Origin of the sequence: Streptomyces sp. CA-111067, assembly GCF_050956065.1 — a bacterium.
GTDB lineage: Bacteria > Actinomycetota > Actinomycetes > Streptomycetales > Streptomycetaceae > Actinacidiphila.
The window spans coordinates 5,045,887-5,060,218 of the sequence record NZ_CP192103.1; the positions used below are offsets into that span (position 1 = coordinate 5,045,887).

Consider the following 14,332-nt stretch of genomic DNA (forward strand, 5'->3'; position numbering starts at 1 on the left):
CGGCTCCGGCGTCGCCTCGCCGCCCGTGCGCTGCGCTTCGGTTCGCCTCCGGCCCCGGCGTGCGGTTACGGCGTGGCCGTCCGGCTCGGGCGTCGCCTGGCTGCCCGTGTGCTGCGCCTCGGCTCGCGCTCGGCCCCGGCTTGTGGGTGCGCCGTCGGTCTTGGGCGCCTCCGTCCGGCCGGGATGTTGTGCTCCGGCTCGTGCCCGGCTTCGGCTTCCGGGCACGCCGTCAGCCTTCGGGGCCCGGGCATCGCCGCCCCGGCGTGCGGGTACGTCGTCGCTGGGCGTCTCCGGAGTCGCCTGGCTGCCCGGGTGCTGCGCTTCGGTTCGCGCTCGGCCCCGGTTCGCGGGTGCGTCGTCGGCCTTCGGTGCCTCGCCGGCGCTGACCTTCGCTGCCCCGGTTCGGGCTCGGCTTCGGCTTCCGGGTACGCCGTCGGCCTTCGGCGCCGGGGCATCGCCGGCCTCCGGCGTTCCGGCCGCCCCGCCCGCGTGTTGGGACCCGGCTCGCGTCCGGCCCCGCTTGTCCGGTGCCCCGTCGCCGTGCGGCTCCGGCGTCGCCGCGGCGGCCGCCTGCTGGGCCCCGGCTCGCGTCCGGGCCGCGCTTCCGGGTACCCCGTCCGCCCTGGGCGACACGGCCTTGCGCTGCCTCGGCGGGCGGGGTCGCTTTGGGGGCGGGGGGGCTGGAGTGAGGAGGGAGGTGAGGAGGCGGAGGGAGGCGGGTTTGTTCAGGGGGTCGTTGCCGTTGCCGCATTTGGGGGACTGGACGCAGGAGGGGCAGCCGAAGTCGCACTCGCAGGCGGCGATGGCTTCGCGGGTGGCGGTGAGCCAGGTGCGGGCGGTGTGGAAGGCGCGTTCGGCGAAGCCGGCGCCGCCGGGGTGGCCGTCGTAGACGAAGACGGTGGGGAGGCCGGTGTCGGCGTGCAGCGGGACGGAGACGCCGCCGATGTCCCAGCGGTCGCAGGTGGCGAAGAGCGGGAGGAGGCCGATCGAGGCGTGTTCCGCGGCGTGCAGGGCGCCCGGGAGCTCCTCGGGGTGGATGCCGGCGGCGTCGAGCTGGTCGTCGGTGACGGTCCACCAGACCGCCCGGGTGCGCAGGGTGCGCGGCGGGAGGTCGAGCTTGGTCTCGCCGAGCACCTCGCCGGTGATCAGCCGGCGGCGCAGGTAGGAGACCACCTGATGGGTGACCTCGACCGACCCGAAGTGGATCCGCGCCTCGCCCCACGGCTCGTCCAGCTCGTCGGCGAGTATCCGGATCGAGGTGGTGTCGCGGGCCATCGTGGAGTACGGCGGGTCGGCGCGCTCGACCAGCGCGACGCCGTCCTCCAGGTCGAGCTGCCTGACCAGGTAGGTGCGGCCCTGGTGGAGGTGCACGGCGCCGTCGTGCACGGTGGTGTGCGCGGAGGACGCGTCCACCGTGCCGAGCAGCCGCCCGGTGCCGTCCTCGACGACCTGCACCGGCTTGCCGCCCTCGCCGCGGATGTCGGTGAGGTCGGCGGCCCGCTCCCGCCGGGTCCAGAACCAGCCGGCCGCCCGCCGCCTGAGCAGCCCGCGCTGCTCCAGCTGCGGCACCAGCGCGGCGGACTCCGGGCCGAACAGCGCGAAGTCGTCCTCGGTGAGCGGCAGCTCGGCCGCCGCGGCGCACAGGTGCGGGGCGAGGACGTACGGGTTGTCCGGGTCGAGGACGGTGGACTCGACCGGCTGCTCGAAGATCGCCTCCGGGTGGTGGACGAGGTACGTGTCGAGCGGGTCGTCGCGGCCGACCATGACCGCGAGCGCGCCCTGCCCGGACCGCCCGGCCCGGCCGGCCTGCTGCCAGAGCGAGGCGCGGGTGCCCGGGTAGCCGGCCAGCAGGACGGCGTCGAGGCCGGAGATGTCGACGCCGAGTTCGAGCGCGGAGGTGGAGGCGAGGCCCAGCAGGCGGCCGGAGTGCAGGTCGCGTTCCAGTGCCCGGCGCTCCTCGGGCAGGTAGCCGCCGCGGTAGGCGGCGACCCGGGCGGGCAGCGAGGCGTCGATCTCGGCCAGCCGCTCCTGGGCGATCAGCGCGACCAGCTCGGCGCCGCGCCGGGAGCGTACGAAGGCGACGGTCCGCACGCCCTGGAGGACCAGGTCGGTGAGGAGTTCCGCGGTCTCGGCGGTGGCGGTGCGGCGGACCGGGGCGCCGTGCTCGCCGGAGAGCTGGGTGAGCGGCGGCTCCCACAGGGCGAAGGCGAGTTCGCCGCGCGGCGAGGTGTCCTCGGTGACCTCGGCGACGGGGACACCGGTGAGGCGGGAGGCGGCCTGGCCTGGGTCGGCGGAGGTGGCGGAGGCGAGCAGGAAGACCGGCTCGGCGCCGTAGCGGGCGCACACCCGCCGCAGCCGGCGCAGCACCTGGGCGACGTGCGAGCCGAAGACACCGCGGTAGGTGTGGCACTCGTCGATGACGACGTAGCGCAGGTTGCGCAGGAAGGAGGCCCAGCGGGCGTGGCCGGGCAGGATGCCGCGGTGCAGCATGTCGGGGTTGGTCAGCACGTAGGTGGCGTACTGGCGGACCCACTCGCGTTCGTCGAACGGGGTGTCGCCGTCGTAGACGGCCGTGCGGATCGCGGTGCCGAGCGGCGCGGCGAGCGCGGTCACGGCGCGGCGCTGGTCGGCGGCGAGCGCCTTGGTGGGCGCCAGGTAGAGCGCCGTCGCGCCCTGCCCGCCCGCGCCCCGGCCCCCGACGCCGCCCGCCCGCCGCCGCCCGGCCCCGGAAGCCGGGCCGGCGCCCGGAGCAGCGCCACCAGCCGAACCGCGGCCGCCCCCCGAGGCGGACCCGGCAACCGAGGCGGAGGCCGAGGCCGACGCCGACGCCGAGCCGGAAGCCCCCGACGCGGCAGCCGACACCCGGCCGCCCCGCGCCCGCGCCCCGGCCCGCGGGCCAGCGCCCGTTCCCGCCTCCGGCACCCCAGCCGCACCAACCCCCTCACCCGCCCCGGACCCCGCATCCGGGCTTGCACTCGAACTCAACTCCGATTCCGACCCGCCACCGGCGCTCGCCCCGGCCGCCGCGCCGCCGCCGTCCGCCGGAGCGGACACCTCCGCCCGAGCGGACACGCCCGCCGGAGCGACCCCGGAAGCCGCCCCGCGCGCCGGAGCGACCCCGTCCGCCCCGTCCAGCAGAGCACTGAGCACCGGCGCCAGATACCCCAGCGACTTGCCCGACGCCGTCCCCGTGGACACGACCACCGACCGGCCGGCGCAGGCCAGGGTGGCCGCCAGCGCCTGATGCGCCCACGGACGGTCGATTCCGGCGGCTCGGATCGCCGCCACCACCTCGGGCCGGATGCCTTCCGGCCAGGATGCATGGCTGCCGACCCGCGGGGGCAGGTGCTCCGTATGGGTGATGCGTGCGGCTCGATCCGCCCCCGCGGCGAGCCGCTCCAAAGCGGCGCCGGGGGAAGGGCGCCTGTGCGCCGACTGCGGAAGTTGATCCTGGGCCATCGGCACTCAGTGTGTCACCGGCGTGCCGGACAAACGCGGTAAGGCGTCGTGCTGGCCCGCTGCGAAGTGATTGAATGCCATCGCGGCGCCGTTCCGTCCCCTACCTTCAGGTGGGAGGCCCCAGGGGGGCGCCGCGTCGATGCAAGGTGCTGGAGGATCCGTGGACCTGTCCCTGTCGACCCGAACCGTCGGCGATCGCACGATCGTCGAAGTCGGCGGCGAGATTGATGTGTACACCGCACCCAAGCTGCGGGAACAGCTTGTGGAGCTCGTGAACGACGGGAGTTATCACCTGGTCGTGGACATGGAGGGAGTGGACTTCCTCGACTCCACCGGACTCGGTGTGCTCGTCGGCGGGCTCAAGCGGGTGCGCGCGCATGAGGGATCGCTGCGTCTGGTGTGCAACCAGGAGCGCATTCTCAAGATTTTCCGAATCACCGGTCTGACCAAGGTGTTCCCCATCCACACCTCGGTTGACGAGGCTGTCGCGGCGACCGACTGACGATGTCGCCCGAGAGGGGTACCGGACGGGTCGCCGTCCGGGCCCCTGTGATGCCCACCCAGAAGACCGAGGGGGAGGCCATGCCCACCGTAGAACTGCTCTTCAGCGCCCAGCCCGAGCATGTGCGCACCGCACGGCTCGTGGCCGCCGCGGTGGCGCGCCGGGCAGGTGTGGACGAGGCGGCTCTCGACGAGGTCCGGCTCGCGGTGGGCGAGGCGTGCAGCCGGGCTGTCGGGCTGCACCGCAGCAACGGCGTGGAAGAGCCGGTACGGGTGATGCTCACCGAGGAGGAGAAGAAGTTCTCCATCGAGGTGGCCGACGAGGTGCCGGGCAACGCGACCGGCTCCTCCCCCGACTCCGGCAGCGACGACGCCGCCGACGACGAGGGCGAGATGGGCCTCGCCGTCATCAGCGGCCTGGTGGACGACGTCGAGGTCATCGAGGGTGAGAGCGGCGGTGTGATCCGGATGAGCTGGCCGACCGCGTCGGTCTAGTCCGCCTCAAGAACCCGCTGAACCGAGCCCTCTCCGAGGCTCCCGGCCCGACCCGACATGACCCTGTCATGCCCGGCCGGGCCCTCTCCTGTGCGGGGAATTCCCTACCGGCACCCTTTTGCGATCATCTGCGGCTCCCTACAATCCGTCCATCTTGCTCAGCTCGCCTGAGCGTCGCGGCTTGTCGAGCCGTAGGAGCCGCACGCCCATGCGCCAAACGTCAAGGAGGACGAATGGCGGGGCTATCCACTACCCCTCACGCGATCGCGGCGGCGCCGGTACTCACCGACGGAAACCGCCTCCTCGTATGGATCATCGCGGTGGTCGCACTGGCCGCTCTGGCGCTCGCCGCGGTCTTGGTACGTCAAGTGCTCGCGTCGGACGAAGGGTCCGACAGCATGAAGAAGATCGCCGCTGCCGTGCAGGAAGGTGCCAACGCCTACCTCGCACGGCAGTTCCGTACTCTCGGGATCTTCGCCGTGGCGGCGTTCTTCCTGCTCATGCTGCTTCCGGCGGACAGTACGTCGCAGCGGATCGGCCGGTCGGTGTTCTTCCTGGTCGGCGCGGTGTTCTCGGCCGTGACCGGCTACGTGGGCATGTGGCTGGCGGTCCGCAGCAACGTACGGGTCGCCGCCGCGGCCAGGGAGGCCACCCCGGCGGAGGGTGAGCCGCCCGCCGACCTGACCACCGTCTCGCACAAGGCGATGAAGATCGCCTTCAGGACCGGCGGCGTGGTCGGCATGTTCACGGTGGGCCTCGGACTGCTCGGCGCGTGCGCCGTGGTCCTGACCTACAAGGCCGACGCGCCCAAGGTGCTCGAGGGCTTCGGCTTCGGCGCGGCCCTGCTCGCGATGTTCATGAGGGTCGGCGGCGGCATCTTCACCAAGGCCGCCGACGTCGGCGCCGACCTGGTCGGCAAGGTCGAGCAGGGCATCCCCGAGGACGACCCGCGCAACGCCGCCACCATCGCGGACAACGTGGGCGACAACGTCGGCGACTGCGCCGGAATGGCGGCCGACCTCTTCGAGTCGTACGCCGTCACCCTGGTGGCCGCGCTGATCCTCGGCAAGGTGACGTTCGGCGACTCCGGCCTGGCGTTCCCGCTGCTCATCCCGGCGATCGGGGTGCTGACGGCAATGGTCGGCATCTTCGCGGTGGCCCCCCGCCGCAACGACCGCGGCGGGATGACGGCCATCACCCGCGGCTTCTTCATCTCCGCGGTGATCTCGCTGGTGGGCGTCGCCATCGCCTGCTACACCTACCTGCCGTCCTCCTACGCCGACCTCAAGGGCGTCGGCACCGACATATCAGGCCACTCCGGCGACCCCCGGGTCTTCGCCCTGGTCGCGGTCGCCATCGGCATCGTGCTGGCCGCGCTGATCCAGCAGCTCACCGGCTACTTCACCGAGACCAGCCGGCGTCCGGTCCGGGACATCGGCAAGACCTCGCTGACCGGCCCGGCCACCGTCATCCTGTCCGGCATCTCGCTCGGCCTGGAGTCGGCGGTCTACTCCGCGGTGCTGATCGGCCTGTCCGTCTACGGGGCGTTCCTGCTCGGCGGCACCTCGGTGTGGCTGGCGCTCTTCGCGGTCGCGCTGGCCGGCACCGGCCTGCTGACCACGGTCGGCGTCATCGTCGCCATGGACACCTTCGGACCGGTGTCCGACAACGCGCAGGGCATCGCGGAGATGTCCGGCGACGTGCACGGCGAGGGCGCCCAGGTGCTCACCGACCTCGACGCGGTCGGCAACACCACCAAGGCGATCACCAAGGGCATCGCCATCGCCACCGCGGTGCTGGCGGCCACCGCCCTGTTCGGCTCGTTCAAGGAGGCCATCGACACGGCGGTGGACAAGGCGCATCCCGCCGCGTCCGACGCCCGCTGGCTCTCGCTCGACATATCCCAGCCCAACAACCTGGTCGGGCTGCTGCTCGGCGCGGCGGTCGTCTTCCTCTTCTCCGGTCTGGCGATCAACGCGGTGTCCCGCTCGGCGGGCTCGGTGGTCTACGAGGTGCGCAGGCAGTTCCGCGAGCACCCCGGGATCATGGGCGGCACCGAACTGCCCGAGTACGGGCGGGTGGTGGACATCTGCACCAGGGACGCACTGCGCGAGCTGGCCACCCCGGGACTGCTCGCCGTGCTGGCGCCGGTAGCGGTCGGCTTCTCGCTCGGCGTCGGCTCGCTCGCCTCGTATCTGGCGGGCGCGATCGGCGCGGGCACCCTGATGGCGGTGTTCCTGGCGAACTCCGGCGGCGCCTGGGACAACGCCAAGAAGCTGGTCGAGGACGGCAACCACGGCGGCAAGGGAAGCGAGGCGCACGCCGCCACCGTCATCGGCGACACGGTCGGCGACCCGTTCAAGGACACCGCGGGCCCGGCGATCAACCCGCTGCTGAAGGTGATGAACCTGGTGGCGCTGCTGATCGCACCGGCGGTGGTGAAGTTCAGCTACGGCGTGGACGCCAACGCGGCGGTGCGGATCACGGTCGCCGCGCTGTCCATCGTGATCATCGTGGTGGCGGTCTACATCTCCAAGCGGCGCGGCATCACGATGGATCAGGACGACGACGGTGAGGGCGGCGGCGACGCGCGGGCCGGCGACGGACCGGTCCGCACCGAGAACGACCCCTCGGTGATCGCCTGACACCGAGCCTGACGCCGATCCGGGCGTCAGCCCGGCACCAACCTGACCCCGACTGAGTTGTCGCACCATCAGACAGGCGGCGGACGACCGGAACTGACCGGTCGTCCGCCGCCTTGCTGCGAACGGCTCCATTGTTGGACGAATATTGACAAAGAACCCCGGCGATTCGCGGTTGCCACCCTTCCCCCGTGTAAGTTCCGGGGCCGTGAGGCCACGGAAGGAACCCATTCGGTGAAGGCGAACAAGAAGTCCACGGCCGCCCTGTGCGGTGCCGCGGCCCTGCTGCTTGCCCTGTCGGCGTGCGGCGGCGACAGCACGGGCAAGAAGCAGGACGACTGGGCCAAGGGCGTCTGCGACCAGGTCGGTGCCCAGACCAAGAAGATCAACGACGCGAACGCGCAGATCTCCAAGGTGGACAGCGGGGGCAAGCCGGCGGACCTGAAGGCGGCGGACTCCGCCGCGTTCCAGTCGATCTCCGACGCGTACGAGTCGCTCGCCTCGATCTTCACCAAGGCGGGTCCCGCGCCGGGCGACGACGGCGCGAAGTTCCAGCAGAACGCGGTGTCGGCGTTCAACAACCTCTCCAGCCAGTACGCGGCGCTCAAGACGAAGGCGGACGCGCTCGACACCAGCAGCCAGACCAAGTTCGCGCAGAGCCTCAAGGGCGTCTCGGACGCGCTGGCGAAGACCGTCACCGGCGCGGAGACCTCGCTCAACACGCTGCGCGAGGGCGACATGGGCAAGGCGCTCGCCAAGCAGCCCGGCTGCCAGGCCACCGCCCCGTCCGGCTCCGCCTCGCCGTCACCGTCCTAGACACCGGCCCGGTCCGTCCTGGACACCGGCCCGGTCCGTCCTGGACACCGGCCCGGTCCGTCCTGGACACCGGCCCGGTCCGTCCTGGACACCGGCCCGGTCCGTCCTGGACACCGGCCCGGCCGAGACCCCGGACCCCGGCGAATCCACACCCGACGGCCCGGCGCCCCGCAGGAAGGGCGCCGGGCCGCCCCCGTTCCGCGACAATGGGCGGGTGAGTACGCCCCTCCTCCCCGCCCCCGGGAGTACCCCGTCCCTGCGCGCGGACCTGCGCGCCGCCGACTTCACCGCCGACGGCTGCCTCGATCTGCTCGGCGCCGCCGGCTACGCGGCGCTGTCCCGCGCCGAGACCGTGCCCGCGCTGCGTGCCACCCGCGGCCGCGGCCCGCTGGAGAGCCTGATCCGGCTGTTCCTGCTGCAACGCCCGGTGCCCTACGAGCAGGCCCGCGCGGCCCTGCCCGGCGGCCCTGAGCGGCACGGCCTGGAGCGGTACGAGGCCGACGGCTGGCTGCGCCGCGACGGCGACGAGGTGCGGGCCACCGTCGACGTACGGCCCTACGCGGGCGACGGCGGCGAGGACTGGTGGATCGTGTCCGACCTCGGCTGCGCGGTCGGCGGCGCGGGCGGCATCGGAGGCGCGGGCAGCGCCGCCGGGGTGGCCCGGGCCGACCTGGTGCTCGGCGTCGGCGGCGCGTCCACCACGCTGGCGGGCCTGACCGTCCGCGAACCGGTGGGCAGCGCGCTCGACCTCGGCACCGGATCCGGCGTCCAGGCGCTGCACACCTCCCGGCACGCCTCCCGGGTCACGGCCACCGACGTCAACCCGCGCGCACTGCACTTCACCCGGCTGACCCTCGCGCTGTCCGGCGCCCCGGAGGCCGACCTGCGGCAGGGCAGCCTGTACGAGCCGGTGGGCGACGAGCGGTACGACCTGATCGTGTCCAATCCGCCGTTCGTGATCTCGCCGCAGGGCCGGTTCACCTACCGGGACGGCGGAATGGCCGGCGACGACCTGTGCCGGCTGCTCGTCCAGCAGTCAGCCGACCGGCTCAACGACGGCGGCTGGTGCCAGCTGCTCGCCAACTGGCAGCACACCGAGGGCCAGGACTGGCGCGAGCGGCTCGCCTCCTGGGTGCCGGCCGGCTGCGACGCCTGGATCGTCCAGCGCGAGGTGCAGGACGTCACCCAGTACGCCGAGCTGTGGCTGCGCGACGGCGGCGACCACCGGGCCGATCCGGCCGAGTACGCCGCCCGCTACGACGCCTGGCTGGAGGAGTTCGAGCAGCGCAAGGTCAACGGGGTCGGCTTCGGCTGGATCACGCTGCGCAAGTCCGGCGGCGACCGCAACGCCATCACCGTGGAGGAGTGGCCGCACCCGGTGGAGCAGCCGCTCGGCCCGCACATCGCGGCCTGGTTCAGCCGGCAGGACTTCCTGCGCGCGCACGATGACGCGGCGCTGCTCGGGGCGAGGTTCCGGCTGGCGCCCGAGGTGGTGCAGGAGCAGGTGGGGCTGCCCGGCGCGGAGGACCCGGAGCACGTGGTGCTGCGCTCGGCGCGCGGTATGCGGCGGGCCGCCGTGGTGGACACGGTGGGCGCGGGCTTCGCCGGGGTCTGCGACGGCACGCTGCCGGCCGGCCGGATCCTGGACGCGATCGCCCAGCTGCTCGGCGAGGACCCGGTGGTGCTGCGCGACCGTACGCCGGAGTCGATCCGGCTGCTGGTGGAGCAGGGCTTCCTGGAGCCGGTCACCGACTGACGCGCGCGCCCGGTGCCATCGCTCGGTCGAACGACAGGAAGCCGGTCAGACAAGCCCGGTCATACGACGTTCCGTACGACCGCCCACAGGACGGCCACGGCCAGCACCGCGTACGACGCCCTCGGCCCCATCCGCACCGGCCGCCGCCTGCCCCGCAGCCCGTCCACCAGCCAGCGTCCGGCGAACCACAGGATCACCGGCGAGCTGACGAACAGCAGCGCGTTCTCGTGGAAGGCGCGGACCGGGTCCGCGTGCAGCAGGTCGTACACCATTCGTGTGGCGCCGCAGGCCGGGCAGAGCAGTCCGGTGGCCCAGTTGAACGGGCAGCGCGGCAGCCAGTGCCCCGACTGGTGCGGGTCGTTGCGGTACACCCAGAAGGACCCGGCGATCCCGGCGGCCAGCAGCCCGAGCGGCGGCGCGGCCGGATGCCCCGTCCAGCGGGCCACCAGCCCGCGCAGGCCGCCGGGCCCGCCGGGCTCGTCCGGCCGGGGGGCACGGGTCGGCCCCGGGACGCGGAACGGCACCGCCGGCCGGCCCGTCACCCGCGGAGGGGACGCGCCGGCCGGCGGTTGACGAACCGTCTCAGCCACGCAGCACGCGGCCCTGCGCGTCGGTCGCGTTGTTCCCCGCCAGCAGCATGATGCCGTCGATCAGCGCCCAGATGCCCAGGCCGCCGCAGGTGAAGAGCTGGCCGAGGGCCATGCCGGTGTGACCGGTGTAGAAGCGGCCGATGCCGAGGCCGCCCAGGAAGAGCTGCAGCACGCCGGCCACGATCTTCGACTTGTCCGAATACGGACGGCCGTAGGGGTCGTAGCCGTAGGGCGCGTTCGGGTCACCGGTGAAGGTGCCGGGGGGCGCGTAGCCCGCCGGGCCGCCGGGGTACGCACCCGGTGCGGCCTGCGGATAGCCGTATCCTGGCTGCTGGCCGCCCTGCTGCGGGTAGCCGTAGCCGGGCTGCTGCTGCGGCGGTTGCTGGCCATACGGATTCTGGCCATACGGATTCTGTTCGGACATTCCCGTCCCCCTGCGCTGTGCGTGCGTCGGTCGTCGTCGTAAGACGACATCTTTGCAGCCCCGACCCGTCCGCGTCCCGCCCCCGCCCACCTCGGACGCCCCCGATCCCGTGCGGAGCCCGGCCGGCGGCGCAAATGGACCGTGCTGCCCGTCCATGCGGCAGACAGACCGCTTGTCGGGTTACCGTTCGGATGGCGTTGTGGACTTTTCCCGTTTGACACGGGACCGGGAGGTACGGTCACACTCCGCAGCGACACCCCTTCGAACCGGAGAGAAGAGCGAAGTTGTCCCCGACCCGCGAGAGCGCACCGTCCGGCCGCCGGCTCGTCATCGTCGAGTCGCCTGCCAAGGCGAAGACGATCAAGGGCTACCTCGGCCCCGGCTATGTCGTCGAGGCCAGCGTCGGGCACATCCGCGACCTCCCCAACGGGGCCGCCGAAGTGCCGGCGGAGTACAAGGGCCAGCCCTGGGCGCGGCTCGGCGTCAACGTGGACAGCGACTTCCAGCCGATCTACGTCGTCAACGCGGACAAGAAGGCGCAGGTCAAGAAGCTCAAGGACCTGCTCAAGGAGTCCGACGAACTCTTCCTCGCCACCGATGAGGACCGCGAGGGCGAGGCCATCGCCTGGCACCTGCAGGAGATCCTCAAGCCCAAGGTGCCGGTGCACCGGATGGTCTTCCACGAGATCACCAAGGACGCCATCCAGGAGGCGGTCCGCAACCCGCGCGAGCTGAACCAGCGGCTGGTGGACGCCCAGGAGACCCGCCGCATCCTCGACCGCCTCTACGGCTACGAGGTCTCCCCGGTGCTGTGGAAGAAGGTCATGCCGCGGCTGTCGGCGGGCCGCGTGCAGTCCGTGGCCACCCGGCTCGTGGTGGAGCGGGAACGCGAGCGGATGGCGTTCAGGACGGCCTCGTACTGGGACCTGACCGGCACTTTCGACACCGGCCGCAGCGGCGACGCCTCCGACCCGTCGACGCTGAACGCCCGGCTGGTCAGCGTGGACGGCCGCCGGGTCGCCCAGGGCCGCGACTTCGACGCCTCCACCGGCGCGCTCAAGGGCGGCTCGGCCGTCCTGCACCTGGACGAGGAGAACGCCCGCGCGCTGGCCGCCGCCCTCGCGGACACCGCCTTCGCGGTCCGCAGCGTCGAGTCCAAGCCGTACCGGCGCTCGCCGTACGCCCCGTTCCGCACCACCACCCTCCAGCAGGAGGCGTCGCGCAAGCTCGGCCTCGGGGCCAAGGCCACCATGCAGGTCGCGCAGAAGCTGTACGAGAACGGCTTCATCACCTATATGCGTACCGACTCCACGACGCTGTCCGAGACCGCGATCCGGGCGGCCCGCGCGCAGGTCACGCAGCTGTACGGGGCGGAGTACCTGCCCGACAAGCCACGCGTGCACGCCGGCAAGGTGAAAAACGCGCAGGAGGCGCACGAGGCGATCCGCCCGTCCGGCGACCGCTTCCGCACCCCCGCCGAGACCCGGCTGACCGGCGACCAGTTCCGGCTGTACGAGCTGATCTGGATGCGCACGGTCGCCTCGCAGATGAAAGACGCGGTCGGCCAGTCCGTCACCGTCAAGGTCGCCGGCACCTCCGCGGACGGCAGGGACGCCGAGTTCTCCGCGTCCGGCAAGATCATCACCTTCCACGGCTTCCTCAAGGCGTACGTCGAAGGCGCCGACGACCCCAACGCCGAGCTCGACGACCGCGAGCGCCGGCTGCCGCAGGTCGCCGAGGGCGACGCGCTGACCGCCCGGGAGATCACCGCCGACGGCCACTCCACCAAGCCGCCGGCCCGCTACACCGAGGCCAGCCTGGTCAAGGAGCTCGAAGAGCGCGAGATCGGCCGCCCGTCCACGTACGCGACGATCCTGGGCACGATCCTGGACCGCGGCTACGTCTTCAAGAAGGGGACGGCGCTGGTCCCGACGTTCCTGTCGTTCGCCGTCGTCAACCTGCTGGAGAAGCACTTCGGCTGGCTGGTCGACTACGACTTCACCGCCTCCATGGAGGACGACCTCGACCGGATCGCCCGCGGCGAGGCGCAGTCCGTGCCGTGGCTGCGGCGCTTCTACTTCGGCTCCGAGGACGGCGACGGCGCCACGGCCGCGCTGCCGGCCGGCGGCAACGGCAACGGCGACGCCGGCTCCGCCGCGCACCGCACCGCGGGCGGCAACGGTGACGGCGACCACCTCGGCGGCCTCAAGGAACTCGTCGAGGACCTCGGCGCGATCGACGCCCGGGAGATCTCGTCCTTCCCGGTCGGCAACGGCATCGTGCTGCGCGTCGGCCGCTACGGCCCGTACATCGAGCGCGGCGAGAAGGGCGAGGAGGACCACCGGCGGGCCGACGTCCCCGAGGACCTGCCGCCCGACGAGCTCGACGTCGAGTACGCCGAAGAGCTGTTCGCCCGCCCCAGCGGCGACTTCGAGCTCGGCGACGACCCGGCCACCGGCCGTCCGATCATCGCCAAGGACGGCCGCTACGGTCCCTACGTGACCGAGGTGCTGCCCGAGGACACCCCCAAGACCGGCAAGAACGCGGTCAAGCCGCGCACCGCCTCGCTCTTCAAGTCGATGTCCCTGGACACCGTCACCCTGGAGGACGCGCTCAAGCTGATGTCGCTGCCGCGGGTGGTCGGCAAGGACCCCGAGGGCGTCGAGATCACCGCGCAGAACGGGCGCTACGGGCCGTACCTGAAGAAGGGCACGGATTCGCGCTCGCTGGAGAACGAGGACCAGCTGTTCTCGATCACGCTCGACGAGGCGCTGGCGATCTACGCGCAGCCCAAGCAGCGCGGCCGGGCCGCGGCGAAGCCGCCGCTGAAGGAACTGGGCACCGACCCGGTCAGCGAGCGCCCGGTGGTCGTGAAGGACGGCCGCTTCGGTCCGTACGTGACCGACGGCGAGACGAACGCGACGCTGCGGCGCGACGACGAGGTCGAGTCGATCACACCTGAGCGCGGGTACGAGCTGCTGGCGGAGAAGCGGGCGAAGGGCCCGGCGAAGAAGACGGCGAAGAAGGCGCCCGCGAAGAAGGCTTCCCCGGCGAAGAAGGCCGCGGCGCCGAAGAAGGCCCCCGCGAAGAAGGCTTCCCCGGCCAAGAAGGCCACCACGGCAGCCGCGAAGAAGTCCACGGCCCCGGCCACCGACTAGCCCCCGTCCGGCCGGGGCCCCGTTAGCGGCTGCCGCCGCGCGGGGCCCGCACATCGCTCCCGGCTGGCAGGGGCGCTTTTTAAGGGGCGCGGGGCTGTTGTCTTTTTGCGGCTGGCGCCGCGTGGGCGCGATTTGTCCCGGCTTCCCCAGGGGCGCGGGCCTGTTGCCGATTTGCGGCTGCCGCCGCGTGGGCGCGAGCACGGGCCCCGTCAGGGGCGCGGGGCTGTTGTCTTTTTGCGGCTGGCGCCGCGTGGGCGCGATTTGTCCCGGCTTCCCCAGGGGCGCGGGGAACTGCGCGACAAGCCACGGCGGTGGCGCGCCTTACCACCGGCCCGAAGGGGCTGGTCCTGTTGTTTTCCGGCCTCCCCCAACCTTCGGCCGGGGGTGCCCCCAGGCCGGTGGTGGGCTGGTGGCGCAGTTCCCCGCGCCCCTGAAAAGCGCCCCTGCGGGCCGGGAGCGATGTGCGGGCCGGGCGGGGCGGCGCGGTGGTG

8 protein-coding genes and 1 pseudogene are annotated in these 14,332 nt (G+C 72.7%); 6 read left to right on the plus strand and 3 right to left on the minus strand.

What is annotated here, in order from left to right:
* Positions 1-666: 666 nt before the first annotated feature.
* Positions 667-3,459: pseudogene (locus ACQPW6_RS22090) on the minus strand (DEAD/DEAH box helicase); the annotation flags it as partial.
* Positions 3,460-3,619: 160 nt separating this feature from the next.
* On the opposite strand from ACQPW6_RS22090, the gene bldG reads away from it, so the two are divergent.
* From bldG to ACQPW6_RS22115, 5 genes are all read left to right on the plus strand, one after another.
* Entirely contained in the window at positions 3,620-3,961 is a 342-nt protein-coding gene (bldG, locus tag ACQPW6_RS22095; protein ID WP_031520166.1) for an anti-sigma factor antagonist BldG, read from the plus strand.
* An 80-nt stretch (positions 3,962-4,041) separates the two neighbouring features.
* Positions 4,042-4,455 (plus strand): ATP-binding protein, encoded by a 414-nt coding sequence (locus ACQPW6_RS22100; RefSeq protein ID WP_433891403.1) that lies wholly within the window; start codon positions 4,042-4,044, stop codon positions 4,453-4,455.
* 233 nt (positions 4,456-4,688) lie between these two features.
* Positions 4,689-7,100: a sodium-translocating pyrophosphatase gene (locus tag ACQPW6_RS22105; RefSeq protein WP_433891404.1), complete on the plus strand. Its 2,412-nt coding sequence runs from the start codon at positions 4,689-4,691 to the stop codon at positions 7,098-7,100.
* Between the two features lie 231 nt (positions 7,101-7,331).
* A complete protein-coding gene (locus tag ACQPW6_RS22110) occupies positions 7,332-7,913 on the plus strand; it encodes a small secreted protein (RefSeq protein ID WP_433891405.1) in 582 nt (193 codons plus the stop codon).
* Positions 7,914-8,127: 214 nt separating this feature from the next.
* Entirely contained in the window at positions 8,128-9,669 is a 1,542-nt protein-coding gene (locus ACQPW6_RS22115) for a DUF7059 domain-containing protein (protein WP_433891406.1), read from the plus strand.
* A 59-nt stretch (positions 9,670-9,728) separates the two neighbouring features.
* Here ACQPW6_RS22115 and ACQPW6_RS22120 read toward each other — a convergent pair whose 3' ends face one another.
* Positions 9,729-10,211 carry a DUF2752 domain-containing protein gene (locus ACQPW6_RS22120; RefSeq protein ID WP_433891407.1) on the minus strand — a complete coding sequence of 161 codons (483 nt, stop codon included), beginning with the start codon at positions 10,209-10,211 and terminating at the stop codon, positions 9,729-9,731.
* A 40-nt stretch (positions 10,212-10,251) separates the two neighbouring features.
* Complete coding sequence (locus tag ACQPW6_RS22125; RefSeq protein WP_433891408.1) at positions 10,252-10,683, minus strand: TM2 domain-containing protein; 432 nt, start codon at positions 10,681-10,683, stop codon at positions 10,252-10,254.
* 284 nt (positions 10,684-10,967) lie between these two features.
* On the opposite strand from ACQPW6_RS22125, the gene topA reads away from it, so the two are divergent.
* Positions 10,968-13,841 (plus strand): type I DNA topoisomerase, encoded by a 2,874-nt coding sequence (gene topA / locus ACQPW6_RS22130; RefSeq protein WP_433891409.1) that lies wholly within the window; start codon positions 10,968-10,970, stop codon positions 13,839-13,841.
* Positions 13,842-14,332 lie beyond the last annotated feature (491 nt).

Coding starts and splice junctions, on each gene's coding strand:
- ACQPW6_RS22100 (WP_433891403.1), top strand. CDS start 4,042: ATGCCCACCGTAGAACTGCTCTTCAGCGCCCAGCCCGAGCATGTGCGC.
- ACQPW6_RS22105 (WP_433891404.1), top strand. CDS start 4,689: ATGGCGGGGCTATCCACTACCCCTCACGCGATCGCGGCGGCGCCGGTA.
- ACQPW6_RS22125 (WP_433891408.1), bottom strand. CDS start 10,683: ATGTCCGAACAGAATCCGTATGGCCAGAATCCGTATGGCCAGCAACCG.